Raw genomic sequence first — 25,519 nt, 5'->3', positions numbered from 1 at the left:
CGGCCGGTCGGCGACGGCTGGCGAGCAAGGATAGGAGTGACCAGGGATGACGGCCGGGAACAACGGCGCGAGCAAGCCCGAGGACGACGATCCGTTCGGCTACCTGTACGCGGACGGGCAGCAGGCGGGCGGCACCTCGACTCCCCGCCAGGGCGGCTACGGCTACCCCGGTCCGGCCGCCCAGCCCGGTGTGCCCAGGACGTCGTACAACCAGGTCAGAACGGTCGGCGAGCGCCAGTACGGCCAGCAGCCGCAGGCCGGGCAGCAGTACGGCCAGGTCCCGCACCAGGCGCAGTACGGCCAGCAGCCCAGCCCCCAGTACGCGGCGCCCGAGACCTACCCCGGTGGCGCCCCGACCCGCCAGGTCCCGATGCCTCCCGGCGGCGGGAGCGGCCGGGGCCGCGGGCCGAACACCAGGGGTCTGCTCATCGGCGCCGTCGCGGTCGTGGCCGTGGTGGTGATCGGCATCACCGCCGCGGTGATGACGAGCGGCGACGACAAGACGGAGAACCCGCAGGCCGGCCAGAACAACACCGCTCCCGCGGACGAGGCCGGCCCGAGCGACGACCCCGCGAAGGACGACGAGGAGAAGCCGGTCGAGCTGCCGAAGCAGGACGCGGCGACGCTGCGCCTCGGCCCGCCGGCGGTCCTCGCCAAGGACATCAAGGGTGCGGAGGGCGCCGACGGCGCCTATGTGACCGGCTTCAACGCGGTCGGCGCCTCGGTGACGTGGAACGCGAACATCGATCAGGAGGGCCAGTACCGCCTCTACGTGCGGTACGCCATCCCCGCCAAGGACGCCGACGCGACCCTCTCGGTCAACGGCAAGGCGAACAGCAACCCCATCGGTCTGAAGAACTTCATCGGCTCCAAGGACCCGAACTGGGAGAAGAACTGGCAGACCACCTGGGCGCCCGTGAACCTGAAGAAGGGCCAGAACGAGATCAAGCTCTCGTGCGAGCAGGGCAACCAGTGCGACGCGATCCTCGACTACCTCGAGGTCAGGACCGGCGCGCCGAACTGATCGCCGCCGCGTCGTGAGTCGCGCCCCGGACGGAATCCGCTTCCGCCGGGGCGCTTCGTCGTTTCCCCGGACTTCGGAAACCCGCGCGGGTCTGCCTGCGTCCGGGAGCGGAGCGCCCTCCGAGTACGTCCGGAGCAGGTGCCCTCCGGGCGTCCGGGGCGCCGGTGTCCGGCGTCACGCCGCCGGGGCGTGCTCCGTGACCGTGATCCGGGGGAGCAGGTCCTCGTAGGAGGCACGGTCGAAGTCGCCGGCCGTCGGGGCGAGGACGGTCGCCGTGGCGAGGGCCACGGCGCGGGCGAGGCGGTCCGGCCACGGGAGGGCGTCGACGAGGCCCGACAGCAGCCCGGCGACGGCCGAGTCGCCGGCGCCGGTCGGGTTGCCGAGGACCTTTCCGGGCGGGGTGGCCTGCCAGATGCCCTCCGGTGTGGCCGCCAGGATGCCGTCGGGGCCGAGGGAGGACACCACCGTGCGGGCCCCCCGGCGGCGGGCGGCGTGCGTAGCGCGCAGGGGCTCGCGGGAGCCGGTGAGCTGGGCCAACTCGTCGGCGTTCGGCTTGACCAGGTCGGGGCGGGCCGCGATACCGCGGCGCAGCGGTTCGCCGCTGGTGTCCAGGAGGGCCGGGACACCGGCCGCACGGGCCCGGCGGACCAGCTCGGCGTAGGCGCCGACGTGGATGCCCGGCGGGAGGCTGCCGCACAGCGCGACCGCTTCGGCCTCGCGCAGCAGCGACTCGTACGTGGTGAGGAACGCGGCCCATTCCTCGGGCGTGACGGTCGGACCCGGCTCGTTGAACTGGGTGGTGTCGCCCGTCGAGGCGTCGACCACGGCGAGCGTGCGCCGGGTGTTCCCGGCCACGGGTACGAGCGCGTCGCGCACGGGGAGCCCGGCCAGCCGATCGCGCAGGGTCTCGCCGTTGGGGCCGCCGGCGAAACCGGTGACGACCGCCTCGTGGCCGAGTGCCCCCAGCACCCGGGCGACGTTCAGCCCCTTGCCGCCCGGGCGTTCACCGACCTCGGAGACGCGGTGCGAACTGTGCGGCACGAGGGAGGGAACGCGGTAGGTCAGATCGAGGGCGGTGTTCAGCGTGACCGTGAGGATCACCGTGGACACCCCCCTGAGCATGCGTTCGCCATCGCCGGACGGGTCCTGATCATGCCAAAAACCGGGCGGTTGGCCCAGTCCCCCGTAGGCCAACCGCCCCAATCCAGCGCGCTCCGGTCCGCGCTACGGCTCGACCACCCACGCGCCCTTGCGCATCACGCCCTTGAGCGTGAAGTCGGCGTCCAGCACGACGAGATCGGCGTCCTTGCCGGCTTCGATCGACCCCACCCTGTCGTGGAGGCCCAGCAGCCGGGCCGGGTTCGCGGAGATCGCCTGGACGATGTCCTCCACGGGCAGCCCGTCGACGGTCGCAGCCCGGCGGAACGCGGTGTCGAGGGTGAGCGTGGAGCCGGCGATCGAGCCGCCCTCCACCAGGCGGGCGACGCCCTCCTTGACCTCGACCGCCAGCGGACCCAGGTGGTAGACGCCGTCGCCGAAACCGGCCGCGTCCATCGCGTCCGTGATGAACGCGACCCGCGCGGCGCCCGCACGGTGGAAGGCCAGCTCCAGGGCCGCCGGGTGCAGATGCGTACCGTCGTTGATCAGCTCGACGGTGACCCGCTCGTCCTCCAGCAGCGCGGCGATCGGTCCGGGGGCCCGGTGGCCGAGGGCGGGCATGGCGTTGAAGAGGTGCGTGGCGACGGTGGCGCCCGCGTCGATCGCCGCGACGGTCTGCTCGTACGTGGCGTCGGTGTGGCCGATCGCGGCGATCACGCCGTGCTCGGCGAGCAGCCGTACGGACTCGATGCCGCCGGGCAGTTCGGTCGCGAGGGTGACCATCCGCGCGGTGCCGCGGGCGGCGTCGAGGAGCTTGCGCACCTCGGCCGGTTCGGGGTCGCGCAGCAGTTCCTCGCTGTGCGCGCCCTTGCGGCAGGGCGAGATGAACGGGCCCTCGAAGTGGATGCCGGCCAGGTCGCCCTGCTCCACGAGTTCGGAGAGGAATCCGGCGCGCTGGGTGAGGAAGTCCATGGCGCCGGTCACGGTGGAGGCGACCATCGTGGTGGTGCCGTGCTCGTGGTGGGTGCGTACTCCGGTGAGCACGTCCTCGGCCGACCCGGAGGTGAAGGAGGCCCCGCCGCCGCCGTGGTTGTGCATGTCCACGAAGCCGGGGACCAGCCAGTGGCCGGACAGGTCGACGGAGGGTGCGTCGGTCGGGGCGTGCCCGGCGATCCGGGTCCCCTCGACCGTCACCCGCCCGTTCTCGACGACCCCGGTGGGCAGCACCACCCGGGCGCCCGTGAGAACCATCCGGTCGGCCATCAGCCGGTTACCTCCGTGGTGAGTGTGTCGGACGTGTCGAGCAGGTCCCAGGCGAGGAGCCCGGCGCCGAGGCAGCCGGCGGTGTCCCCGAGGGCCGCCGGGACGATCGCGGGCAGCTTCTGGAAGGTGACGCGCGCCTCCACCGCGGCCCGCAGCGGTGTGAACAAGGTTTCTCCTGCCTCCGCGAGCCCGCCACCGATGATCAGCGTCCGGGGGTCCAGCAGGGTGAGGGCGGTGACGAGCCCGTCGGCGAGGGCGTCGACCGCCTCCTGCCACACCTGTGCGGCGGCCCCGTCCCCGGAGGCGACGGCCTTGGCGCAGTCGGCCGCGTCGGCCTCCGGGTCGCCGCTCGCGGCCGCCCACGCGCGGGACACGGCGGAGGCGGAGGCGAGGGTCTCCAGACAGCCGCGCTGTCCGCAGCCGCACTCCGGGCCGCCGGGACGGACGACGACGTGGCCGATCTCGCCGGCGCAGCCGTGGGCGCCCTCCTCGATCGCGCCGCCGATGCCGATCGCGCCGGCGATGCCCGTACCGAGCGGGACGAACAGGAAGCGGTCGGTGCCGCGGCCCGCCCCGATGCGGCCCTCCGCGAGACCGCCGGTGCGGACGTCGTGGCCGAGGGCGACCGGCACCCCGCCGAGGCGCGCGGCCAGCAGGGCGCGCAGCGGGACGTCGCGCCAGCCGAGGTTGGCCGCGTAGACGGCGACGCCGCTCGCGGTGTCGACGATCCCGGGGACCGCGACGCCGGCCGCGGCGGCGCTCTCGCCGTACCGTTCCTCGCCGAGGGCGCGCAGTTCGGCGGCGAAGCCGAGGATCGCCTCGACGACGGCCTCGGGCCCGCGGTCCCTGCCGGTCGCCCGGCGCGACTCGTGCAGCAGCGCGCCGTCCGCCCCGACGAGGGCGGCCTTCATCCCGGTGCCGCCCACATCGAGGGCGATGACGTGTCTCACGCGTACAGTCTCGCGCGTCGGACCGGAAAAGGTCTAGTCCACTGCTCGGATTGTTGCGCGCGTGTACAAAGCGGTGACCGGTCCCGTTTCGCAATCGTCGGCAGGGTGGTGTAGACCTCTATCGTTAAGGATCAAGCACAACAAGGTGGGGAAACAGGGCGTGCAGCGGCGCTACATCTCTCTGGTGGCGGCGGGGGTCGCACTCGGTACGACGATCGCCCTGACGGGCTGCGGCAGCTCCGCGGGGCCGGACGACGTGACCATCCGGCTGGTCGCCGCCGACTACGGCAACGGCGCGGGGGACTCCTCGCAGAAGTACTGGGACGAGCTCGCCGACGCGTTCGAGGCCGGCAATCCCGGTATCACGGTCGACGTCGAGGTCCACTCCTGGAAGGACGTCGACCGCAAGGTCGCCGAGATGGTGGCCGACGGCAACGCCCCGGACATCGCCCAGATCGGCGCCTACGCCGACTACGCCGACCAGGACAGGCTGTACCGCGTCGACGAACTCGTCACGATCCCCACGCAGGCCAACTTCCTGCCGGAGCTGAGCGAGGCGGGCCAGACCGAACGGGGCCAGTACGGTCTGCCGTTCGCCGCCAGCACGCGGCTGCTGTTCTTCAACGAGGAGCTGTTCGCCGACGCCGGCATCGAGGCCCCGGAGGACTGGTCGCAGCTGCGTGCCGCGGCGGAGCGGCTGAAGGCGCGCGGGGTGACGTACCCCTTCGCCCTGCCGCTCGGCTCCGAGGAGTCCCAGGCGGAGGCGATGATCTGGATGCTGAGCGGGGGCGGCGGCTACCGCGATCCCTACGGCGGCTCCTACGAGATCGACTCCAAGCAGAACGTCAGCACCTTCGCCTGGCTGAGGGACAACCTGGTCACCCCCGGCCTCACGGGCCCCGTCGCGCCCGGGAAGCTGGACCGCGCCCAGGCATTCGAGGCGTTCACCCGCGGCGAGGTCGGCATGCTCAGCGGCCACCCCACGCTGATGCAGCAGGCCGAGAAGAAGGGCATCAAGGTCGGGATGGTCCCGATGCCCGGCGCCGACGGCAAGGCCCGGGCGTCGATGGGCGTGGCGGACTGGATGATGGCGTTCAGGCAGAACGGCCACCGCAAGGAGATCGGCCGCTTCCTCGACTTCGCCTACAGCGACAAGAACGTCCTGGAGTTCTCCGACCGTTACGACATCCTCCCGGTGACGGTCAGCGCCAGCGAGGCGATGGCGGTGGACGACAAGCACAAGCGCCTGTGGAAGTTCCTCGAGGCGCTGCCGACGTCCGAGCTGTACCCGTCCGGCGAGACGTCCTGGGCGAAGGTCAGCGCGAGTGTGAAGCGGAACATCGGCGGCGCGGTCGCGCCGCAGGGCGACCCGGCGGCCGTGCTGAACCGGATCGCGAGCGACGCGGCGAAGGCGGAGAGCGAAGCGCACGCGGAGTAGCGGGGCGGAAGCGGGCACCCAGTGGCGGGGCGGACGCGCTCCGGGCCGCGTGTCCGGACTGAGGCTCGGGCCGCGTGGTCGGGCCGTGTGTCCGGGCCGTGTGTCCGGGCTGGGGCTCGGGCCCAGCGCCTCGACGGCGGGTTCGGACGGGCCCGGGTGGTCCGGGTCCGCCTCGGGGCCGGGCGGTTTCGGGCGGTCCCGCGCGCCTTCGGCCACGGGCGATGCGGGCGGTGCGGGCATCTTCGGCCGGGGCGTTTCCGGGCGGTGCGGGCGTTTCCGGGCGCGGGGGTTGTTCCGCGACCTGCCGTCGCCGTGGTGCGTGCCGGGCCGCGGGCGCCGCCCGTCGCGCCGGGTGTGCGCCCGGCGTGGTGCGACCTGGCCGGAATCACCCGTTCGCCCGACGCCACTGCGCTGTCCGGGGGGCCGGATATGTTGCTGATATGACCGACGACCGCGACGAACTCTCCGGGCGTGACCGCGCCGTACTCGCCTTCGAGCGGGCGTCGTGGTCCGGGCCCGGCGCCAAGGAGCGGGCGATACGGGAGGACCTCGGCATCTCCCCCACCCGCTACTACCAGCTCCTCAACGCCCTCCTGGACGACCCGCGCGCCCTCGCACACGACCCCGTGACGGTGAACCGGCTGCGGCGCGTCCGGGAAGCACAGCGGGCGCGGCGGTGACGCGCCGAGGAGGCCGCCGCGCGCCGTAGCTGAGCGGGGGTCCCGTCGATAGGGTCGGAGCATGGGCAGCTACTCGCACGCACTGCCGGAACCGACCACCGCCGCCGGCCGTGAAGGGCTCGCCGCAGTCCTCGAACGGCCGTCTGAGAGCGTGGTCGCGCTGGACTTCGACGGGACGCTCGCGGAGATCGTCCCGGACCCCGAACAGGCGAGGGCGCATCCCGCGACGGTGCCCGCGCTGGCGCGGCTGGCGCCGCTGGTGAAGTCGGTCGTCGTGGTGACCGGCCGGCCGGCCGGGGTCGCCGTGCGGTACGGCGGGTTCGCCGGTGTCGAGGGCCTGGAGCACCTCGTCGTCCTGGGGCACTACGGCGCCGAGCGGTGGGACGCCGTCACCGGCACCGTCCACGCCCAGCCCGAGCATCCGGGCGTCGCCGCCGTACGGGCCGAGCTGCCCGGTCTCCTCGACTCGATGGGGGTCTGGCAGGGCACCTGGATCGAGGAGAAGGGCCGCGCGGTCGCCGTGCACACCCGCCGCGCCGAGGACCCGAAGGCGGCGTTCGAGGCGCTGCGCGACCCGGTCGCCGATCTCGCCGCGCGTCACGGGCTGATCGTCGAGCCGGGCCGTCTCGTCCTCGAGGTGCGCCCGCCGGGTGTCGACAAGGGCATCGCGCTCGCCGAGTACGTCCGCGAGGTGAACGCCGCGGCGGTCGTCTACGCCGGTGACGACCTCGGTGACCTGGCCGCTTTCGCCGCCGTGGAGAAACTTCGCTCGGACGGGGTGCCCGGACTGCTCGTCTGCAGTGGCGGTGAGGTCCCCGAACTCGCCGAGCGCGCCGACCTCCCGCTGCCCGGGCCCGCCGCCGTCGTCGCGTTCCTCGCCGCGCTGGCGGACCGCGTCGGGGGCCGAGCCTAGAGCGCGTCCCGCGTCGGGGCCCGACGCGCGCCGTTCCGCCGCGTGCGGAGGGGTGTGCGTCCTCGTGAGGAGTGACCCCGGACGGCCCCGCCGGGGGTGGGACGGGGTGCGCCGCGTGACGGTGAGTGCGGGGGCAGGGCTCGCGGGACCGGAGACCCCGGCCCAGGGCGCACGGCGCGGGGCCCGGCGCGCCGCCGGGACCCCACGCCCCGTGTCAGTCCGCTTCCGTGACGCCCTCGTCCAGCGCCTCCAGCGCGCGCAGCTGGTCCAGGAACCACTGCTGCGGCGGCAGCGCCGTCGCAACGGCGGCCAGGCGCTTGCTGCGCTCCGCACGTTCGGCGTCCGGCATGGACAGCGCCTGGTGGAGGGCGTCGGCCGTGCCCGACACGTCGTACGGGTTCACCACCAGCGCCTCGTCGCCGAGTTCCGCGTACGCGCCCGCCTCGCGCGACAGCACCAGCGCGCACCCGGCCTCCGAGACCACCGGGATCTCCTTGGCCACGAGGTTCATCCCGTCGCGGATGGGGTTCACGAGGGCGACGTCCGCCAACCGGTACGCCGCGAGCGAGCGGGCGAAGTCGTCCTTCACGTGCAGGAGGACGGGCGTCCAGCCGGGCGTCCCGTACTGCGCGTTGATCTCCTCCGCGACCCGGGAGACCTCGGCCGTGTAGTCGCGGTAGACGGCGAGGTCCTGCCGCGACGGGTAGGCGAAGGCGATGTGCACGACCCGCTCGCGCCACTCCGGGTGCTCGTCCAGCAGGGTGCGGTACGCGAGCAGCCCCCGCACGATGTTCTTCGACAGCTCGGTCCGGTCCACCCGCACGATCGTCTTCCGGCGGTCCGGACCCCGCTCCGCACCGCCGATCTGCTCGCGCAGCGCGGCCATGCGCTCGTCCACGTCGGGCTTCCGCGACCGCTCCCGCAGGAAGTCCGCGTCGGCGCCGAGGCCGTGCACGCCCAGCTCGGTCCGCCGCCGGCGGTGCCCCCGCAGCCGGTACTCGAGGCTGGGCGGCCCGTCCTTCGGCCAGTGCGGGTCCACGTCGTGGTCGGCCAGGACCCGGCGGCAGCAGCTCTCGAAGGCGCCGAGCCATCGCTGGGTCAGGAAACCCAGCCGGTTCGCCCCGAGCATCCCCAGGAGCAACTGCTCGGCGATGTCGTCGGGGAGCATCCGGAAGTACTCCGGCGGTGCCCACGGGGTGTGCGAGAAGTGGCCGATGCGCAGGTCGGGCCGCAGGTCCCGGAGCATGCCCGGCACCAGCGCGAGGTGGTAGTCCTGCACCAGCACGGCCGCGTCCGGGGCCGCCGACTCGGCCAGGGCCTGCGCGAAGGCCTGGTTGTACGCCTCGTAGGCCACCCACTGGCGCCGGAACCCGGCGTCGAAGACGGGCTCCAGCGGCGTCTGGTACAGCATGTGGTGGACGAACCACAGCACCGAGTTCGCGATGCCGTTGTACGCGTCGGCGTGCACCGCGGCGTCGATGTCCAGCATCCGTACGCCCGGTTCGCCGATCCCGCGCCGCACCGCCTCGCGGTCGCCGTCGCCGAGCGCGGAGCACACCCACAGGGCGTCCGCCTCGGGGCCGATGGCCGACAGCCCGGACACCAGTCCACCGCCGCCGCGCCTCGCGTCCAGCGTGCCGTCCTCGCGGAAGACGTACGTGACGGGGCCCCGGTTGGAGGCGACGAGAACTCGTGCGGCGTGCTCGTGCTCAGAGACCATGTCGCGAAACCTAGCCCTTCCTGGAACCGCTCAAACGTACGGCCGGACTGCGTGGCCGGAGACCGCCGGAGATCGTCCCGCGACCACGGGGCCGACGGGGCGGGCGGGCACCCGGGACGTCGGCCCCGGGTCCGGCCCACACCGCCGGGGCGGTAGGCCCGTGTTCGGTCACCTGCCGGCCCCGGGTCCCGGGTGTGGCCGCGGTACCGGCCCGTGAGCACGGCCGGCCCCGCCCGGACCGGTCGTCCGCCCACCCCCGGCGTTCGCCGGGGACCGGCCGACGACCACGATCACGGTCGCCCGGCCCGTCATCGGCCGACGACGACCACGGGCGGTGTGGCCACGGGCCCCGACCTCGGGCCCACGACCGCCCACGACCACGGGCCACCGGCCGGGGCACGCGGACCCGCCACCTCTCGTCCCCGGGCCGTTCGCCCGGTTCCGGTCGGCGGCGACGGGCCGACGGCCCCGGTTCGGTGGCCCCGACCTCGGGCCCACGACCGCCCACGACCACGGGCCCACGAACCACCGGCCGGGGGCACCCGGACCCGCACCTCCCGTCCCGGGCGTTCGCCGGGAACCCGCCGCGTTCACCTGATCAATGGTTCCCCCGGTCGCGCGTCGCCGCGAGCGCGATGGCGCCCGCGGCCGAGAGCGCCAGGGCGACTCCGCCGAGGAGCCAGAGCCGCTCGCTGTCGTGACCCGCCGCCGCGATCTGGCCGACGGGCCGGCTCCCGCTCCCGCTGCCGCTGCCGCTGTCGTGGCCCGGGGGACCGGCGTGCCCGGCGCCGGCCGCGCTGCCGGGGCCGCCGAGGGCCGGCGGCACGCCCGCCCCCTCCGGGTCGCCGTCCTCCGCGATCTCCTCGTCCAGGCCGTCCTCGTGGCCCTGTTCGAGGCTGTCGTCGAAACTCTCCTCGTCGCCGAAGTCCGACCGCGGAGCCCCGAGCTCCCCGACCTCCTCGGCCACCGGGGTCGCCGCGCACCGGGCGTCCCTGGTGCCGCCGGCGCAGTTGGACTGCGGGGACTGGACCTCCAGGCCGCCGCCGAGCCGGCCGTCGCCACCGTCGCCGCCGTCCTCGCCGCCGACGGTGACCGAGTAGGTGAGGGTCGCCGTCCTCCCGGCCGGGATGGCACCCGAGTACGAGAGCACGGGCTCGTTGTACGCGACCCGGCCGAAGGTGGCCCGGGCGTTGCGGTCGTAGACGGCGTCGTCGAGGGTGCCGCCGAGATCGTCGGTGAAGCGCACGTCGGGGAGGGCCCGCTCGCCGTTGTTCCTCGCCCGGATGGTGAAGGTGAGGGTGTCGCCCAGGGCGACCCGCTTCGCCGACGCCGTCTTGGTGATCTCGAGATCGGGGGTCTGCGCCGACAGGGCGGTGGCCGCCGGCCCGAAGCCCGTCGTGGCGGCGGCGGCGCCCGCGGCGACCGTCAGGGCCCCGAGGAACCGGGACCGATTGCCTCTGCTGCGCCCGCGGCTCCTCGTGCGGTCCCGTCCGGGCACGGCCCGAACCGAACGGAGGACCCCGGCGCCCTGTGATCTTGCATTGCCCATAAGTCCGAAATGTAGACAATCATTCCGGCTGGGCCGTGTTACGCCGCGCCCGTGTTGCGTCGCCCCGCCCGGGACGCGTACTCGGCGATGTCCGCCATCGGCGGCCGCTCCTCCGTGTCCACCGCATGCGTCCGCGGGACGAACCCGTCCTCGCCGCGTTCGAACTGGGTGAGCGCCGGGCGGACCAAATGCCCTCGCGAGAGCCGTAGTTGGGCCGTGCGGTAGATCGCCGCCGCCATCCGGCCCAGCGCCTGCCCGTCCTGGTGGCGGTGCAGCCGTACGCCCACGTCCACCTGCGCCAGCGCGTCCAGGCCCACCGTGTGCAGCGCGTCCACCAGCAGGCCCAGCTCCACCCCGTAGCCGACCGGGAACGGCAGCCGCTCCAGCAGCGAGCGCCGCGCCGCGTACTCCCCGCCGAGCGGCTGGACGAACCCCGCGAGCTGCGGCCAGTGCAGATTGAGCAGCGGCCGCGCCACCAGTTCGGTCACCCGGCCGCCCTGGCCGGGCGTGTCGCCGAGCGGCCGGTCGTACATCGCCTTGACGAACTGCACCTCCGGGTCGGTCAGCAGCGGTCCGACGATCCCGGACACGAAGTCCGCGGAGAACTCCTGAAGGTCGGCGTCCACGAAGCAGACGATGTCGCCGTCGGTCACCAGGAGGGAGCGCCACAGCACCTCGCCCTTGCCGGGGACGGCCGGGACGCGCGGGAGTATCGCGTCGCGGTGCACGACGCGGGCGCCGGCCCGTGCCGCCACCTCGGCGGTGCGGTCCGTCGACCCCGAGTCGACGACGACCAGCTCGTCCACGAGCGGCACCGCGTCGGTCATCAGTTCGCGCCGGATGACGGTGACGATCTCCCCGACCGTCGCCTCCTCGTTGAGTGCGGGGAGCACCACGCTGACCGTGGTGTCCTGCTTGGCGGACAGCAGCCGGTCCAGTGGCCGGTCCGCCACCGACCAGGACCGCCGGGCCAGCCAGCGCTCCACCTCTTCCAGCACGTGATCTCCATCTCGCGGATCGGACGACCGTCTCAGGCGTCCGGGGGTTCGGTTACAGTCTTGAACAACGCGGACCGCCGATGCATGTCGGGGTCGTCGCGGAAACAATCGAATACCGCTCATCCAGAGGGGCAGAGGGACACGGCCCGTTGAAGCCCCGGCAACCCTCCAGCCGATCTCGTCGCGCATCGCGGCCGAGGCCACGGCTTGGGAAGGTGCCAATTCCGTCTCGCGGTGAAACGCACCGCGGGGAAGATGAGGAGAAAGGGCCTCGCCTCCATGGCTGTGCAGACTGTCGCCACCACCACCGATTCTGCCGACACCGTCGATCTGGGCCCCGCCTCCGGGCTCTCCTGCCGCGAGTGCGGCGAGCGCTTCGCCCTCGGCCCGATCTTCGCCTGTGAAGCCTGTTTCGGGCCGCTCGAAGTCGCGTACGACCTGCCGAGCGGCGACCCCGAGGCGCTGCGCAAGCGGATCGAGAGCGGTCCGGAGAACATCTGGCGCTACGCGCCGCTGCTGCCCGTCCCCGCCGACGTGGCGAGCAAGCCGAATCTGAACCCGGGCTTCACCAAGCTCGTCCAGGCCGACAACCTCGCCCGTGAGCTGGGCGTCACCGGCGGGCTCTGGGTGAAGGACGACTCCGGCAACCCGACCCACTCCTTCAAGGACCGGGTCGTCGCCCAGGCGATCGAGGCCGCCCGCGCCTTCGGCTTCACGACGCTCTCCTGCTCCTCCACGGGCAACCTGGCCGGCGCGGTCGGCGCCGCCGCCGCGCGCGCCGGCTTCCGCTCCTGCGTGTTCATCCCGCACGACCTGGAGCAGGGCAAGGTCGTCATGGCCGCGGTCTACGGCGGTGAGCTGGTCGGCATCGAGGGCAACTACGACGACGTCAACCGCTTCTGCTCCGAGCTCATCGGCGACCCGGTGGGCGAGGGCTGGGGCTTCGTCAACGTCAATCTCCGCCCCTACTACGCCGAGGGCTCCAAGACGCTGGCGTACGAGATCTGCGAGCAGCTCGGCTGGCGGCTGCCGGACCAGATCGTCATCCCCATCGCCTCCGGCTCCCAGCTCACCAAGATCGACAAGGGGCTCCAGGAACTGATCAAGCTGGGTCTGGTCGAGGACCGGCCCTACAAGATCTTCGGCGCCCAGGCCCAGGGCTGCTCGCCGGTGTCCGTGGCGTTCAAGGCAGGCCACGACGTGGTCAGGCCGCAGAAGCCGGACACCATCGCCAAGTCCCTGGCCATCGGCAACCCGGCGGACGGGCCGTACGTGCTGGACATCTGCCGGCGCACCGGCGGTGCCGTGGAGGACGTCACCGACGAGGAGATCGTGGACGCGATCAAGCTGCTGGCCCGCACGGAGGGCATCTTCACCGAGACCGCGGGCGGTACGACGCTCGGCGTGGCGAAGAAGCTGATCGAGGCAGGGGTGATCGACCCGGCCCTCACCACGGTGGTCGTCAACACGGGTGACGGCCTCAAGACCCTCGACGCCGTGGCCCCGACCACGGGTATGTCCGCAGTCATCCGCCCCAACCTGGACTCCTTCCGAGAGGCTGGCCTCGTATGAGCGTCAACGTCCGCATCCCCACCATCCTCCGCACCTACACGGGCGGGCAGGCCGAGGTCCCGGCCGAGGGCACCACCCTCGCCGAGGTCATCGCCGACCTGGAGAAGAACCACACGGGCATCGCGGCCCGGGTCCTGGACGACCAGGGCAAGCTGCGCCGGTTCGTGAACGTGTACGTCAACGACGACGACGTGCGCTTCGAGCAGGGCCTGGAGACGGCGACGCCGGACGGTGCCGGCGTGTCGATCATCCCCGCGGTGGCGGGCGGCTGAACGCCACGCAGAGTCAGCAGTGGTGCCCCCTCCGCAAGCTCGGCGGAGGGGGCATTTCTGCATGGTTGAGCGCGATAGAGTTGGGGAAGCCCCCTCCGCTGCGTGTGCCAGGTGCATATGAGAATGCGTGCGCACACGACAAGAAACAGCCAAAGTGCTCGAGCGTGATGCGCAGTAAGTGCGCTTTGTCCGGCCCGACTTGCCCGGGAATGCTCGCATTTCCTCTTATTCATCCTTTCGGTCCTGCCCGGAATTCTCGTCCGATTGACCTGTTGCAGACGGCAGTTGGACAGATACATTCAGCCGCGGTCGACGCGTTCCGGCGCACATCCATGGGTCATCCGCATGCCCCTCCGGGTACCGGTGACACCGCTGGGTGAGGTCTGACCCGGGTCCGCGAAGTGCGGTCCTGTGCAAGGGCCAGTAATAGGGGAGTTAGGCATGGCTCAGGGCACCGTCAAGTGGTTCAACGCGGAGAAGGGGTATGGCTTCATCGCGGTCGACGGTGGTGCGGATGTTTTCGTCCACTACAGCGCGATCCAGATGGACGGATACCGCACCCTGGAGGAGGGTCAGCGAGTCGAGTTCGAGATCTCGCAGGGCCAGAAGGGGCCGCAGGCGGACATGGTCCGCGTAGCCGGCTGAGCGCCGACTGACTGCAGCAACGTGACGGAGGGTCCGTGCCAGGGGCGCGGACCCTCCGCCGTGTCCGGGGCCGGGCCACATGCCGCGGCCGGACCACCCGCCGCCGCGCGAGGGTCGTGCCTCCACCGCGGCGGGACCGGCGGCCGCCCTGCGCGGTCACGCCGGTCCCGCGTCCGGGTCGCACCTTCGTCGTGCGCGGTCGCACGGCGCTTCGCGTCCGGGTCGCACCTTCGTCGTGCGCGGTCGCACGGCGCTTCGCGTCCGGGTCGCACCTTCGTCGTGCGCGGTCGCGCCGCGCTTCGTACCCGGGTCGTACCCGCATCGCGCCCGGGTCGTATCGCGCCCGGGTCGTACCCGCATCGTGCGCGGTCACGCCGGTGCCGGGTCCGGGTCGCGTCTCTGTCGGGCCCGGGCCCGGGCGCGGCCGCCGGGTGCCGGCGGGGGCCCGAGTCGCGGTCGCGCCTTGCACTCGCCGGGTCCGAGTGCTAATCATTGGCGTTAGCACTCTACGAGTGAGAGTGACAACTAAGGACCGGGTCGGTGAGGTCCGCAGGCCGGGTGGGGCAAGGAACCACAAGGCGTGCAGGCCGTCCGTCGCGGGCACCAGCGCGGTCCGGAGCAATCCACCCCAGTCCGGGAGGACCACTTCACATGGCCAAGATCATCGCGTTCGACGAGGAGGCACGGCGCGGTCTCGAGCGCGGGATGAACCAGCTCGCCGACGCCGTCAAGGTCACCCTTGGCCCCAAGGGCCGGAACGTCGTCCTCGAGAAGAAGTGGGGCGCCCCCACGATCACCAACGACGGTGTCTCCATCGCCAAGGAGATCGAGCTCGAGGACCCGTACGAGAAGATCGGCGCCGAGCTGGTCAAGGAAGTCGCCAAGAAGACGGACGACGTCGCCGGTGACGGTACGACCACCGCGACCGTCCTCGCCCAGGCGCTCGTCCGCGAGGGCCTGCGCAACGTGGCGGCCGGCGCCAACCCGATGGCTCTGAAGCGCGGCATCGAGAAGGCCGTCGAGGCCGTCTCCGGTGCGCTGCTCGACCAGGCCAAGGAGGTCGAGACCAAGGAGCAGATCGCCTCCACCGCCTCCATCTCCGCCGCCGACACCCAGATCGGCGAGCTCATCGCCGAGGCGATGGACAAGGTCGGCAAGGAAGGCGTCATCACCGTCGAGGAGTCCCAGACCTTCGGTCTGGAGCTGGAGCTCACCGAGGGTATGCGCTTCGACAAGGGCTACATCTCGGCGTACTTCGCGACCGACATGGAGCGCATGGAGGCCGGCCTCGAGGACCCGTACATCCTCATCTTCAACGGCAAGGTCTCCTCGGTGAAGGACCTGCTGCCGCTGCTGGAGAAGGTCATGCAGTCGGGCAAGCCGCTGCTGATCATCGCCGAGGACGTCGAGGGCGAGGCCCTGTCGACCCTGGTCGTCAACAAGATCCGCGGCACCTTCAAGTCCGTCGCCGTCAAGGCCCCGGGCTTCGGCGACCGCCGCAAGGCCATGCTCGGCGACATCGCCATCCTCACCGGTGGCACGGTCATCTCCGAGGAGGTCGGCCTCAAGCTCGAGAACGCGGGCCTGGACCTCCTGGGCCGCGCTCGCAAGGTCGTCATCACCAAGGACGAGACCACGATCGTCGACGGTGCCGGTGAGAGCGACCAGGTCCAGGGCCGGGTCAACCAGATCCGCGCCGAGATCGAGAACTCCGACTCGGACTACGACCGCGAGAAGCTGCAGGAGCGCCTCGCGAAGCTGGCCGGCGGCGTGGCCGTCATCAAGGCCGGTGCCGCGACCGAGGTCGAGCTCAAGGAGCGCAAGCACCGCATCGAGGACGCCGTTCGCAACGCGAAGGCGGCCGTCGAGGAGGGCATCGTCGCCGGTGGTGGCGTGGCCCTGCTCCAGGCCTCCCAGGTGTTCGAGAAGCTCGAGCTCGACGGTGACGAGGCCACCGGTGCCGCCGCTGTGAAGCTGGCCCTGGAGGCCCCGCTGAAGCAGATCGCCGTCAACGCCGGCCTCGAGGGCGGCGTCGTGGTGGAGAAGGTGCGCAACCTGACCCCGGGCCACGGCCTGAACGCCGCGACCGGCGAGTACGTCGACCTCATCGCCGAGGGCATCATCGACCCGGCCAAGGTGACCCGTTCCGCGCTGCAGAACGCCGCGTCGATCGCCGCGCTGTTCCTCACCACCGAGGCCGTCATCGCCGACAAGCCGGAGAAGGCCGCCGCGGCCGCTCCGGGCGGCATGCCGGGCGGTGACATGGACTTCTGATCGACCTGAAGGTTGATCGACCGTCCTGAACCGAGGGCGGCACCCCCGATCCCGGGGGTGCCGCCCTCGGCCTTTGTGCCCGGCGCGGCCCTGAGCGGTGCGCTGCGGTGCGGGCGTACGGTCCGTGTGCCGGGCAGGGGCCCGCTTGACCGGCCCAGAAGCAGGAGCCCGCTACATCGGCCCCAGATGCAGCGTGAACCACGTCGTCTTGCCGTCGTCCGTCGGCCGCACGCCCCAGCTGCCCGCCAGTGTCTCGACGAGGATCAGGCCCCGCCCCGACTCGTCGTCGGCGGCGGCGAGCCGGGGCTGGGGCGGAAGGTGGCTGTGGTCGCTCACCTCCACGGTGAGCTCGGTGCTGTTGCGTCGCATCAGCAGGCGCACCGGGCCCTGCCCGTGCTGGATGGCGTTGGTGACCACCTCGGACGCCAGCAGCTGCGCGTCGTCGGCGACCTGGGCACAGCCCCAGTCGACCAGGGACTTGGCGAGGAACGCCCGCGCCCGCGACACCGACGACGGCGCCGCCGCCAGCTCCGTCACCACCGTGGCCAGCGGGGCCGCCGGCAGCTGGGCCAGGAGCAGCGTCACGTCGTCGTGGTGGTGCTCGGTGGCCGGCAGGACCGACGCCAGCACCTCGTCCACCACCGTCTGCAGGTCGTGCGCCGAGGCGAACGCCAGGTCGAGCGCGTCGATGAGCGCGTCGAGCTGCTCCTCGATGTCTCCCGCCGGTGTCTCTATCAGGCCGTCGGTGAACAGGATCAGGCTCGACCCGGGAGCGATGGCCACCGTCGTCTGCTGGTGCAGATGGTCACCCACGCCCAGGGGCACGCTGACCGGCGCATCCAGGGATCGCACGCCCTCGCCCGGTTCGGCGACGAGAGCGGGAAGATGGCCGGCCGAGCAGACGGTCACCTCGCCCGCGTCCGGCGCAACCACCAGATAGCAGCAGGTGACCAACTGGTCGGGCCCGTCGAGCTCGGCGACGATCGAGTCGAGCGCGTGCATCAACTGCCGGGGCTGCATCCCGGTCTTGGCGAGCGCGTGGGCCGCGGACCGCAGCTGCCCCATGATGGCGGCCGCCTCCAGGCCGCGTCCCATGACGTCACCGATGAGGATGCCGACCCGTCCGGCACCCAGGGGTACGAGGTCGAACCAGTCGCCGCCGACGCCCGCGCCCTGGGTGGCGGGCAGATAGCGGCTGGCGGTGTCCAGCCCGGGCACGGCCGGCGGGGTGCCCATCAGGCTGCGCTGCAGGGTCAGGGCGACGTGCCGCTGCTGCTCGTACAGGGCCTGGAACCGTTCCTCCGCTGCTTTTCGTTCGCTGACGTCGCGTACGGCGGCGGAGACGAGGAGTCCGTCGGTGGTTTCGAGGGGGCTGAGGCTGATTTCGACGGGGAACTCGGTGCCGTCCTTGCGGAGGCCGTGGAGTTCGAGTCCGGCGCCCATGGGGCGGACCTGGCGGTTGTGGGTGTAGCCGTCGCGGTGTGCGGCGTGGTGGTTGCGGAAGCGGCCGGGGACGAGGATCTCGACGGGGCGGCCGAGGAGCTCTTCGCGGCGGTAGCCGAAGAGGGCTTCGGTCTGGGCGTTGACGAGGCGGATGGTGCCGGCGTCGTCGACGATGACCATCGCGTCCGGTGCCGCCTCCAGCAGCCCCCGGAACCGCTCCTCCGCTGCTTTTCGTTCGCTGACGTCGCGTACGGCGGCGGAGACGAGGAGTCCGTCGGTGGTTTCGAGGGGGCTGAGGCTGATTTCGACGGGGAACTCGGTGCCGTCCTTGCGGAGGCCGTGGAGTTCGAGTCCGGCGCCCATGGGGCGGACCTGGCGGTTGTGGGTGTAGCCGTCGCGGTGTGCGGCGTGGTGGTTGCGGAAGCGGCCGGGGACGAGGATCTCGACGGGGCGGCCGAGGAGCTCTTCGCGGCGGTAGCCGAAGAGGGCTTCGGTCTGGGCGTTGACGAGGCGGATGGTGCCGGCGTCGTCGACGATGACCATCGCGTCCGGTGCCGCCTCCAGCAGCCCCCGGAACCGCTCCTCCACGGGACTCACGCCACCCCCCGGGCGCGGGATCGTCCGGCAATGACAGGTTCGGACGGTATCGGTGTCTAGATCGGACTCCGATGAGACCGTCGTGGTGATGCCTTCCATGCTTGCCTCCCGGACGGATTCTGCCCCTGGCCGTGACCGCCGCAGCGGTATCCGGACATCTCACCGCAACGCCTCACGGCATACCCGGAAAGTCCGATTCTGACCGTTGATGGCGATTGCAGAACGGGAAATGGATTCGCACGCCCGGTGGCGGGGTGGGCGCGCCGGGAGGGCGCCGCCGGGCCGCCCCGTTCGTGTCCGCCGCCCGTCCGGTGGCGGCCGGTCCGGGGCGGCGGGAAGCTGAAGGGGTGCGGACGGATGTGCACGCCCACCTGTGGAGCGACGACTATCTCCGCCTCCTCGAGTCCTACGGCCGGGACGACACCGGTACGCAACGGGGCCTGGGGGCGGGGGACAGTCCGGCGGAACTCGACGCACGGTTCGCGATGAACGACGCCGCCGGCATCGACCACCAGATCCTGTCCGTCTCCCCCCAGACGCCGTACTTCCCGGACGAGACCGAAGCGGTCACGGCCACCCGCCTGGCCAACGACCACTACGCGGAACTCGTCCGCGCCCGGCCGGAACGCTTCTCCGCCTTCGCCGCGCTGCCCCTGCCGCATCTGGACGCCTCGCTGGAGGAACTCGCCCGTGCACTCGACCAGTTGGGGATGGCGGGCGCCGGGCTGACGACGTCGGTGCTCGGCCGGAGCCTCGGCGATCCCCTCTTCCGGCCGCTCCTCGAGGAGTTGGACCACCGGGGCTCGGTACTGAGTCTGCATCCGGCCGGCCGGGACGCCGGCTCACCGCTCATCGCGCGGAACCGGATGAGATGGATGGTGGGCGCGCCGACGGAGGACACGATCTGTGCGATGCACCTGATCCTCGAAGGCGTCCCGAGCCGCTTCCCGAGGCTGCGGATCGTGCACGCGCACCTCGGCGGGGCCCTGCCCCTGCTGCTGCAGCGCGCCGACGACCACGTTCCGTGGGAGGCGCCCGACGTCATCGAGCTGCCCACGTCAGCCGCCCGCCGGATGTCCTACGACACCGTCGCCCACGGCCACGCGCCCGCCCTGCGCGCGGCGGCCGACTCGTACGGCGCGGAACGGCTGATGCTGGGCACGGACTTCCCGTACCAGACCGGGGACAAGCTGCGCCGGGCCGTCACCTTCATCGAGGAGACGCTCGTCCCCGAGGAGGCGGAGCGCGTCCTGGAGGCCGGAGCCGACCTGCTGCCGTCCGAAAGCCCCGCCCGGCTCGGCGGCGGGACCGGCCGGCACGTCAGCCGGCGTGGTCCTTGAGCTTCTCGGTGTCGAGGGTGATGTCGACGGGGGAGGGGAGAGCGACCTCGTCGCCGTACTCGTGCGACCGGCACAACCGGTGTGTGTCGCCGTCCGGCTCGCTGTGGACGGTGAGGCTGTCGGTGTCCCGGTCGGCGTTGATGTATTCGAGCGTGACCGTCTCGGGGGCCCGGCGGGCGAGCTCCTCGAATTCCTCGACGGACATGTCCGGGGTGTCAGCGGGGGCAGGGGGGGCATGGTGTCGCCTGCTCCCCTCCGCCGTGCCTCGGTTCGGCACGGACGGGCTGCACCGTCATGTGCGATTCCTTTCGTTGGACCGGGCGGCGGCACGGGCCTCGGCGGCGTGGGCGCGTACCGAGGACGGCGACAGCACGGAGGCGCGGGCCGGCGGTTTGGGCTCACCGCGGCACGCGGCGCAGTCGCCGCCCCGCAGGGCCTCGGCACGTGCCGGTGCGCCGCACTTGCCGCATTCGAGGACCCGGAGGACAGGAGGCGCCGGGCGTCGCTCGGGAGGGAGCTTCGCGGTCAGGCGCGTCCGGGCGAGCGCGGCGGGGTGATGCACCGGAACGGGGAGACCGGCCGTGAGCGCGCGCATCAGGTGCGCCTCGTCGGCGCCGCGCGCGAACCACTCCTCCACCAGCGGGGCGAGCTGCGCGCATTCGGCGGCGGACAGCGACATCGCCGGCGTCTCCCGCCCGAGAGCCGCGAGCAGGATCACCGCCCGGGAACGCGTCGGCCGCCGGGGACCCTCCTCGGGGACGTCCCCACGCCGGTACGCCGCCCACCACGTGTCGTCCCGAGGCGCACGCGACCACCACGTCCGGGTGATCCATCGCGGGCTCCCGGAACGGGCCAAGTGCTCGCGCCCGCGGCGCAGATGACCTGCGGCCTGGATGCGGTTGAGGGCGGTCCGCAGCGCGCACTGCCCGTACGGAAGCACCTTGGCCAGCGTCTTCACCGAGATGTCGGCCCCGTCCGCGAGCCGGTCGATGTACGCGGCGACGGCGGCCTCGCGGGGTGGGAGGTGCGTGAAGTCCGCCGCGGTGCGGGGCGGTTGGCCCGGTGTCGTGCGCTTTCCGTAGCCGGGGCGGGCCATCGGGTGCGGAGCGGCGTGCGCGGGCAGGGAGGGAGCACTAAACTGGCTGTCAGCCATCCGGATCGACCTTACCGATCTTGCTGGTCAAGCCCCCGCTGGTGTTGGCGCACCTGACGGGGGCTGTTCGTTTTCCGGACACGCTAGAGGGTCGTGACCCTCCGTGGCAAATGGCTCACACGCGGTCAACTAGCGGGGAGGGTGGGCGGGTTGAGGCCCTTCACCATTCCCTTTTCAGAGCGCTCGGAGCCCGAGGCTCAACCCCCGGGCTCCGTCGTGGAGTTGTTCAGCGCTCCGCCTTGACCCCGTCCACGAACGCGGACCAGGCGGCGGCCCGGAACACGAGCTTCGGGCCGCCGGGGTTCTTCGAGTCGCGCACGGGGACGATGCCGGGGTGGTCGTCGGCGACTTCGAGGCAGTCGCCGCCGCTGGAGCCGCTGTACGTGGACTTGCGCCAGGTGGCCACTTCGAGGCAGTTGCCGCCATCGCCGCCGCTGTAGCTGGATTTGCGCCAGACCGCGGCACTCAGGTCGTACTCAGGGCTGCTGATCTTCATGCGAGTAATCCTCCGCCACCGATGCGACCAGGGCCAGGGACTCGCGGGGAGACAGGGCGCCTGCCGCGAGCAGATGGTAGGCCAGCTCGTATCGGGCCACTGTTGCTGGATCATCCTGTAACTGGCCCGTGCCCAAGGCTTGCAGATAGGCGACCGGCGGAGCGTCAGGGAAGGACATCAGCTTCAGTGCCCCCTCGTCTGTCATGTGGGCACCCGCGTCGAACGGCATCACCTGCATGATGACGCGGCGGTTGCGCGCGAGGGTGGCCACATGGCGGAGTGCCTCCGACATCACTGAAGCGCCTCCCACTTTGCGGCGGAGCACGGCTTCGTCCAGCACCGTCCACACCATGGGGCTTGTTGGATCGTCGAGGAGCCGTGAGCGTTCCAGTCTCGCTGCCACCAGCTCGTTGATGGCATCGTCTGTCGCTGTGGGGCGGCCGCCACGGAACACCGCCCGCGCGTACTCCTCCGTCTGCAGCAGCCCCGGGATCAGCAGCGGCGCGTACTCGCGGATCGTCGTCGCGACCGCTTCCGCCTCGGCCGCCTCGGCGAAGTGGTCCGGGTATCTCGACTTGTTGGCGGCGAGGCAGTTCCGCTCGAAGAAGCCGTTCGTGCCGAGTATCTCGTCGATCCTGCGTGCGACATCCGGCTGCATCCGCCGTGTGCCCGACTCCAGTTGGCCGATGAACGACGCGCTCACGAAGAGCGGTTCGCCGAGCTCCCGCTGGCTGAGGCCGGCGTTCTCGCGGGCGTGGCGCAGTTCGGCGCCGAGCAGGGCCCTGGGAGACGTGGACGGGTCCAGATCCTTCGGTCCAGGCAAGGTCAACTCCGTGTGACACAGGTCGGGTTGTTGGGCCTTCGACACTGGTCAGGCTAGCCCGCCATGACCACGCTGTGTAGGGAACGTACATACCGAGAGTGGAGGTGCATGGTGGTTCCACCCTGTCCGAAGGAGCGGTTGCGTGCGGCCGAGGAGGTCGTGGCGCAGTTGCGGGAGGAGCTCGACTCGACGGGGGTGACCCTGCCGTCGTTGCGCGTGGACCTCGTGTCGCTGACGAGCGATTCGGGGGCGTATCCCCTGGTCGACCTGGGGCGCTGCAACCTGGACACCGCGCTCCGCCTCGCCGCGGTGCTCCACGGGGCCCGCGGGTGAGCGCGGGCGGGCCGGACGAGTACGTGATCGACTCGCGGGACGGGCGCATCGGGCGCGTGATGGGGCGCGAGGGGCCGTACGTGCAACTACGGCCGCCGGGAGGCGGGCGCGAGTGGGACTGTCCTCCCGAGGCGCTGCGGCCCGTGCCCCCCGCTGTGCTGCTGCGGGCGCGCGTCAGGGAGCGCAACCGGCAGGGGAGGCTGCGCGGGTAGGGCCGCGATAAGGTTGCTGACTCCAGTACCAGGACGTCGGGAGGTGAGCCCCATTACCGCTGCTGCAGGACCGGGTGCTCGTCTCCGCGTCGCCGAAGGTGCGTGAGGGAGCCCCGCTTCGGACTTCCGAGAGGCTCCCCTTGTCGATCTCCTTCGATCCTTCCTCTTCTCTTCCCGCCGTCGTCGGCAGGCTGCGGGCCGCCGGCTGTGTCTTCGCCGAGGACGAGGCGGAGTTGCTGCTCTCCGCCGCCCGGACGCACACCGAGCTCACCGTCATGGTGGAGCGGCGGGCCTGCGGCCATCCGCTGGAACACGTCCTCGGCTGGGCGGAGTTCTGCGGTCTGCGGGTCGCCGTGGAGCCGGGGGTGTTCGTCCCCCGGCGCCGTACCGAGTTCCTCGTGCGCCGGGCGGTGGCCGCCCACCCGGACGCCGGTGTGGTCGTGGACCTGTGCTGCGGTTCCGGTGCCGTCGGGGCGGCACTGGCGGCCTCGCTGCCGGGATCCGCGGTGGAGCTGCACGCCTCCGACATCGAGCCGGCCGCGGTGCGGTGCGCCCGGCGCAACCTCCCCGAGGGCGCACGGGTCCATGAGGGCGACCTGTTCGATCCCCTGCCGGGCGGGCTGCGGGGGCGCGTCGACATCCTCGCCGCGAACGTTCCGTACGTACCGACCGAGGAGGTCGGGCTGCTGCCCGCCGAGGCCCGTGTGCACGAGCCGCTGGTCGCGCTCGACGGCGGCACGGACGGGCTCGACGTGCTGCGGCGGGTGACGGCGGAGGCGGGGGAGTGGCTGGCGCCCGGCGGGATCCTGCTGTTCGAGACCAGCGAGCGGCAGGCCGCGGACGCGCTGGCGGCGGTCGCCACCAGTGGGCTGGTGCCGCGGGCGGCCACGTGCGAGGAGCTGTACGCCACCGTCGTCGTCGGGACGAAACCGGCCGCTTGACGGGCCACCGGCACAGGGCGGGTGCTCCCGTGCTCGACGTGTTCGCGGTGACCGGACGTGTTCGCGGTGACCGGACGTGCTCGACGTGCTCGCGGTGCTCGACGTGCTCGCGGTGCTCGACGTGCTCGACGTGCTCGACGTGCTCGACGTGCTCGCGCTGACGGGCCACCGGCATCGACGGCCGGACGTGCTGCTGTGACGGAGCGGCTCGGGGACTCACGGGCGCCGTCCGCTTCTCATGTCCGTCTCATCGGGGCCTTAACCGTCCCTCACTCCGCCTCCATAGCTTTCGCGCCATGTTCTTCACCTACCTCAGGCGCGAGCTGCGCCGCCGCAGGAAGGCGGCGCTCGTCGTCGCCTCGGGGCTCGCCCTCGGAATCGCCCTGGTCATCGTCGTCAACTCGGTCTCCGCGGGCATGAACCGGGCGCAGGGCCGGGTGCTGGAGTCGCTGTACGGGCTCGGCACCGACATGACCGTCACCAAGGCAGCCGCCCCGCCCGAGGAGGGCGCGACCGTGAAGCGGCCGCGGTTCCGGTTCGATGCCAAGGGCGGTGACGACGACGCCCGGCAGAGCCAGGACATCGTGATGGTCCAGGGCTTCGAGACGCTCGCGGCGTCGACGGTCGCGCGGGTCGCCGGGCAGGACGGGGTCGCGGACGCGGTCGGCGGCCTGAACGTGCGGGTCATGAAGGTCGACGGGCAGTTCAAGCCGGGCGAGTTCAAGCAGGAGCCGGGGGAGGTCAAGCGCGGTGGCCCGGCCGCCGGGGAGGTCCGCGGCGGCGGTGCGGACTTCGACGTCGACTCGTACTCCGTGTACGGGACGGACGTGGCCCGTCAGGGTCTCGGACCGCTGACCTCGTCGAAGATCACATCGGGGCGTACGTTCGCGGCGGGCGAGACCTCGGCGGCCGTCGCCGTCGTCGACAGTGCGTACGCCAAGGAGAAGAAGCTGAAGGTCGGCGGGACGCTGACCGTCTCGGGCACGAAGTTCACCGTCGTCGGCATCGCCACGGCGGACAGCGGGGACGCGGCCGCCGACGTCTATCTGCCGCTCGCCCGGGCACAGACCCTCGCGGACGCCAAGGACAAGATCACGACCGTCTATGTGAAGGCGACCGACTCGCAGCGGATCGCGGGCGTCAAGGACACGATCCAGAAGAACATCTCCGGCACGACGGTGACCACGTCCGCCGATCTCGCCCAGACGGTCTCGGGCTCGCTGTCCACGGCCTCCGACCTGGCGGCGGGCGTCGGCAAGTGGCTGTCGATCGTGGTGCTGGTGGCGGCGTTCCTGGTGGCGGGGCTGCTGACGTCGTCCGCGGTGAGCAGGCGGGTGCGCGAGTTCGGCACGCTGAAGGCACTGGGCTGGAAGAGCCGCCGGGTCACGGGGCAGGTGGCGGGCGAGGCGCTCGTCAACGGCCTGATCGGCGGGGCGCTGGGCATCGGGGTCGGGCTCGCGGGTGCCTGGGCGATCACCGCGTTCAGTCCCACGCTCACCGCTCAGTTGGGTGCCGGCGGCGGGGGCGGCGCGGGCGGCGGTGGCCGGATGCTCGTCGGCGGTCCGGGCGGGCCGGGCGGCCCCATGAGCGACGGCGCGTCCAGGGCCCTCGACATCGCGCTCACCGCTCCGGTGTCCCTCACCACGATCGGGCTCGCCGTCGCGCTCGCGGTCGCGGGCGGACTGATCGCGGGCGGATTCGGCGGCTGGCGGGCGTCGCGGCTGCGGCCGGCGGACGCGCTGCGGCGCGTCGAGTAGTGGCCGTCCCGATCCACCGACGAACGTC

At 72.2% G+C, this 25,519-nt stretch carries 25 protein-coding genes and 1 riboswitch; of the genes, 14 read left to right on the top strand and 11 right to left on the bottom strand.

Annotated features, from left to right (window positions below; genetic code table 11):
• Positions 1–46 precede the first annotated feature (46 nt).
• A complete protein-coding gene (locus QRN89_RS15930) occupies positions 47–1,024 on the top strand; it encodes a CBM35 domain-containing protein (protein WP_290350084.1) in 978 nt (325 codons plus the stop codon).
• A 174-nt stretch (positions 1,025–1,198) separates the two neighbouring features.
• Here the strand turns inward: QRN89_RS15930 and QRN89_RS15925 are convergent, their stop codons facing one another.
• The 3 genes from QRN89_RS15925 to QRN89_RS15915 form a co-directional block, all read right to left on the bottom strand.
• The gene (locus tag QRN89_RS15925; protein ID WP_290353730.1) at positions 1,199–2,125 is read right to left on the bottom strand and encodes a 1-phosphofructokinase family hexose kinase; all 927 of its coding nucleotides are present in this window, start codon (positions 2,123–2,125) and stop codon (positions 1,199–1,201) included.
• Between the two features lie 123 nt (positions 2,126–2,248).
• Positions 2,249–3,385, bottom strand: a complete 1,137-nt coding sequence (gene nagA, locus QRN89_RS15920; protein ID WP_290350083.1) for an N-acetylglucosamine-6-phosphate deacetylase — start codon at positions 3,383–3,385, stop codon at positions 2,249–2,251.
• Positions 3,385–4,335 carry an ROK family protein gene (locus QRN89_RS15915; protein WP_290350081.1) on the bottom strand — a complete coding sequence of 317 codons (951 nt, stop codon included), beginning with the start codon at positions 4,333–4,335 and terminating at the stop codon, positions 3,385–3,387. The genes nagA and QRN89_RS15915 overlap by 1 nt, the downstream gene beginning before the upstream one ends.
• A gap of 160 nt (positions 4,336–4,495) precedes the next feature.
• Here QRN89_RS15915 and QRN89_RS15910 point away from each other — a divergent pair, with 160 nt between their 5' ends.
• The 3 genes from QRN89_RS15910 to otsB all read left to right on the top strand — a co-directional run bounded on the left by QRN89_RS15910 (position 4,496) and on the right by otsB (position 7,366).
• Complete coding sequence (locus QRN89_RS15910; protein WP_290353729.1) at positions 4,496–5,773, top strand: ABC transporter substrate-binding protein; 1,278 nt, start codon at positions 4,496–4,498, stop codon at positions 5,771–5,773.
• 440 nt (positions 5,774–6,213) lie between these two features.
• Positions 6,214–6,453 (top strand): DUF3263 domain-containing protein, encoded by a 240-nt coding sequence (locus QRN89_RS15905; protein WP_290350080.1) that lies wholly within the window; start codon positions 6,214–6,216, stop codon positions 6,451–6,453.
• Positions 6,454–6,514: 61 nt separating this feature from the next.
• Positions 6,515–7,366 (top strand): trehalose-phosphatase, encoded by an 852-nt coding sequence (gene otsB, locus QRN89_RS15900; protein WP_290350079.1) that lies wholly within the window; start codon positions 6,515–6,517, stop codon positions 7,364–7,366.
• 214 nt (positions 7,367–7,580) lie between these two features.
• Here the strand turns inward: otsB and QRN89_RS15895 are convergent, their stop codons facing one another.
• The 3 genes from QRN89_RS15895 to QRN89_RS15885 all read right to left on the bottom strand — a co-directional run bounded on the left by QRN89_RS15895 (position 7,581) and on the right by QRN89_RS15885 (position 11,633).
• Positions 7,581–9,086 carry an alpha,alpha-trehalose-phosphate synthase (UDP-forming) gene (locus QRN89_RS15895; protein WP_290350078.1) on the bottom strand — a complete coding sequence of 502 codons (1,506 nt, stop codon included), beginning with the start codon at positions 9,084–9,086 and terminating at the stop codon, positions 7,581–7,583.
• A gap of 598 nt (positions 9,087–9,684) precedes the next feature.
• Positions 9,685–10,584: a DUF7927 domain-containing protein gene (locus tag QRN89_RS15890; protein ID WP_290350077.1), complete on the bottom strand. Its 900-nt coding sequence runs from the start codon at positions 10,582–10,584 to the stop codon at positions 9,685–9,687.
• An 89-nt stretch (positions 10,585–10,673) separates the two neighbouring features.
• A complete protein-coding gene (locus QRN89_RS15885) occupies positions 10,674–11,633 on the bottom strand; it encodes a glucosyl-3-phosphoglycerate synthase (protein ID WP_290350075.1) in 960 nt (319 codons plus the stop codon).
• A 116-nt stretch (positions 11,634–11,749) separates the two neighbouring features.
• Positions 11,750–11,895, top strand: a riboswitch (SAM riboswitch).
• Between the two features lie 17 nt (positions 11,896–11,912).
• Here QRN89_RS15885 and thrC point away from each other — a divergent pair.
• From thrC to groL, 4 genes are all read left to right on the top strand, one after another.
• Positions 11,913–13,205, top strand: a complete 1,293-nt coding sequence (gene thrC / locus QRN89_RS15880; RefSeq protein ID WP_290350073.1) for a threonine synthase — start codon at positions 11,913–11,915, stop codon at positions 13,203–13,205.
• Complete coding sequence (locus QRN89_RS15875; protein ID WP_290350072.1) at positions 13,202–13,477, top strand: MoaD/ThiS family protein; 276 nt, start codon at positions 13,202–13,204, stop codon at positions 13,475–13,477. The genes thrC and QRN89_RS15875 overlap by 4 nt, the downstream gene beginning before the upstream one ends.
• Positions 13,478–13,918: 441 nt before the next feature.
• A complete protein-coding gene (locus QRN89_RS15870; protein WP_003986833.1) occupies positions 13,919–14,122 on the top strand; it encodes a cold-shock protein in 204 nt (67 codons plus the stop codon).
• A 651-nt stretch (positions 14,123–14,773) separates the two neighbouring features.
• Positions 14,774–16,396, top strand: coding sequence for a chaperonin GroEL (gene groL / locus QRN89_RS15865; RefSeq protein WP_290350067.1), 1,623 nt, complete (start codon positions 14,774–14,776; stop codon positions 16,394–16,396).
• A 171-nt stretch (positions 16,397–16,567) separates the two neighbouring features.
• Here groL and QRN89_RS15860 read toward each other — a convergent pair whose 3' ends face one another.
• Entirely contained in the window at positions 16,568–18,427 is a 1,860-nt protein-coding gene (locus QRN89_RS15860) for a PAS domain S-box protein (RefSeq protein WP_290353728.1), read from the bottom strand.
• 356 nt (positions 18,428–18,783) lie between these two features.
• Between QRN89_RS15860 and QRN89_RS15855 the strand changes: the two genes are divergently transcribed.
• A complete protein-coding gene (locus tag QRN89_RS15855) occupies positions 18,784–19,776 on the top strand; it encodes an amidohydrolase family protein (RefSeq protein WP_290350066.1) in 993 nt (330 codons plus the stop codon).
• Here QRN89_RS15855 and QRN89_RS15850 read toward each other — a convergent pair.
• From QRN89_RS15850 to QRN89_RS15835, 4 genes are all read right to left on the bottom strand, one after another.
• The gene (locus tag QRN89_RS15850; protein ID WP_290350065.1) at positions 19,757–19,981 is read right to left on the bottom strand and encodes a hypothetical protein; all 225 of its coding nucleotides are present in this window, start codon (positions 19,979–19,981) and stop codon (positions 19,757–19,759) included. The genes QRN89_RS15855 and QRN89_RS15850 overlap by 20 nt on opposite strands.
• A gap of 87 nt (positions 19,982–20,068) precedes the next feature.
• Complete coding sequence (locus tag QRN89_RS15845) at positions 20,069–20,929, bottom strand: hypothetical protein (protein WP_435833256.1); 861 nt, start codon at positions 20,927–20,929, stop codon at positions 20,069–20,071.
• 226 nt (positions 20,930–21,155) lie between these two features.
• Positions 21,156–21,425: a DUF397 domain-containing protein gene (locus QRN89_RS15840; RefSeq protein WP_093657414.1), complete on the bottom strand. Its 270-nt coding sequence runs from the start codon at positions 21,423–21,425 to the stop codon at positions 21,156–21,158.
• On the bottom strand, positions 21,406–22,248 hold the full coding sequence (locus QRN89_RS15835) for a helix-turn-helix domain-containing protein (protein WP_290353726.1): 843 nt from the start codon (positions 22,246–22,248) through the stop codon (positions 21,406–21,408). Before QRN89_RS15835 ends, QRN89_RS15840 begins: the two co-directional genes overlap by 20 nt.
• Before the next feature lie 108 nt (positions 22,249–22,356).
• On the opposite strand from QRN89_RS15835, the gene QRN89_RS15830 reads away from it, so the two are divergent.
• The 5 genes from QRN89_RS15830 (at position 22,357) to QRN89_RS15810 (ending at position 25,491) form a co-directional block, all read left to right on the top strand.
• Positions 22,357–22,581, top strand: coding sequence for a hypothetical protein (locus tag QRN89_RS15830; protein ID WP_290350064.1), 225 nt, complete (start codon positions 22,357–22,359; stop codon positions 22,579–22,581).
• Entirely contained in the window at positions 22,578–22,793 is a 216-nt protein-coding gene (locus QRN89_RS15825; protein WP_290353983.1) for a hypothetical protein, read from the top strand. The genes QRN89_RS15830 and QRN89_RS15825 overlap by 4 nt, the downstream gene beginning before the upstream one ends.
• Positions 22,794–22,933: 140 nt before the next feature.
• Positions 22,934–23,734 (top strand): putative protein N(5)-glutamine methyltransferase, encoded by an 801-nt coding sequence (locus QRN89_RS15820; RefSeq protein WP_290350063.1) that lies wholly within the window; start codon positions 22,934–22,936, stop codon positions 23,732–23,734.
• A 76-nt stretch (positions 23,735–23,810) separates the two neighbouring features.
• Positions 23,811–23,933, top strand: a complete 123-nt coding sequence (locus QRN89_RS15815) for a hypothetical protein (RefSeq protein ID WP_290350062.1) — start codon at positions 23,811–23,813, stop codon at positions 23,931–23,933.
• A gap of 97 nt (positions 23,934–24,030) precedes the next feature.
• The gene (locus tag QRN89_RS15810) at positions 24,031–25,491 is read left to right on the top strand and encodes an ABC transporter permease (protein ID WP_290350061.1); all 1,461 of its coding nucleotides are present in this window, start codon (positions 24,031–24,033) and stop codon (positions 25,489–25,491) included.
• Positions 25,492–25,519: the final 28 nt, after the last annotated feature.

The sequence above is a fragment of the Streptomyces sp. HUAS CB01 genome (genome assembly GCF_030406905.1).
Classification (GTDB): Bacteria; Actinomycetota; Actinomycetes; order Streptomycetales; family Streptomycetaceae; genus Streptomyces; species Streptomyces chengbuensis.
This window is presented reverse-complemented; position numbering and strand designations above follow the sequence as displayed.

Coding starts and splice junctions, on each gene's coding strand:
- QRN89_RS15930 (WP_290350084.1), top strand. CDS start 47: ATGACGGCCGGGAACAACGGCGCGAGCAAGCCCGAGGACGACGATCCG.
- nagA (WP_290350083.1), bottom strand. CDS start 3,385: ATGGCCGACCGGATGGTTCTCACGGGCGCCCGGGTGGTGCTGCCCACC.
- QRN89_RS15905 (WP_290350080.1), top strand. CDS start 6,214: ATGACCGACGACCGCGACGAACTCTCCGGGCGTGACCGCGCCGTACTC.
- otsB (WP_290350079.1), top strand. CDS start 6,515: ATGGGCAGCTACTCGCACGCACTGCCGGAACCGACCACCGCCGCCGGC.
- QRN89_RS15895 (WP_290350078.1), bottom strand. CDS start 9,086: ATGGTCTCTGAGCACGAGCACGCCGCACGAGTTCTCGTCGCCTCCAAC.
- thrC (WP_290350073.1), top strand. CDS start 11,913: ATGGCTGTGCAGACTGTCGCCACCACCACCGATTCTGCCGACACCGTC.
- QRN89_RS15875 (WP_290350072.1), top strand. CDS start 13,202: ATGAGCGTCAACGTCCGCATCCCCACCATCCTCCGCACCTACACGGGC.
- QRN89_RS15870 (WP_003986833.1), top strand. CDS start 13,919: ATGGCTCAGGGCACCGTCAAGTGGTTCAACGCGGAGAAGGGGTATGGC.
- groL (WP_290350067.1), top strand. CDS start 14,774: ATGGCCAAGATCATCGCGTTCGACGAGGAGGCACGGCGCGGTCTCGAG.
- QRN89_RS15850 (WP_290350065.1), bottom strand. CDS start 19,981: ATGTCCGTCGAGGAATTCGAGGAGCTCGCCCGCCGGGCCCCCGAGACG.
- QRN89_RS15845 (WP_435833256.1), bottom strand. CDS start 20,929: ATGGCTGACAGCCAGTTTAGTGCTCCCTCCCTGCCCGCGCACGCCGCT.
- QRN89_RS15840 (WP_093657414.1), bottom strand. CDS start 21,425: ATGAAGATCAGCAGCCCTGAGTACGACCTGAGTGCCGCGGTCTGGCGC.
- QRN89_RS15830 (WP_290350064.1), top strand. CDS start 22,357: ATGGTGGTTCCACCCTGTCCGAAGGAGCGGTTGCGTGCGGCCGAGGAG.
- QRN89_RS15810 (WP_290350061.1), top strand. CDS start 24,031: ATGTTCTTCACCTACCTCAGGCGCGAGCTGCGCCGCCGCAGGAAGGCG.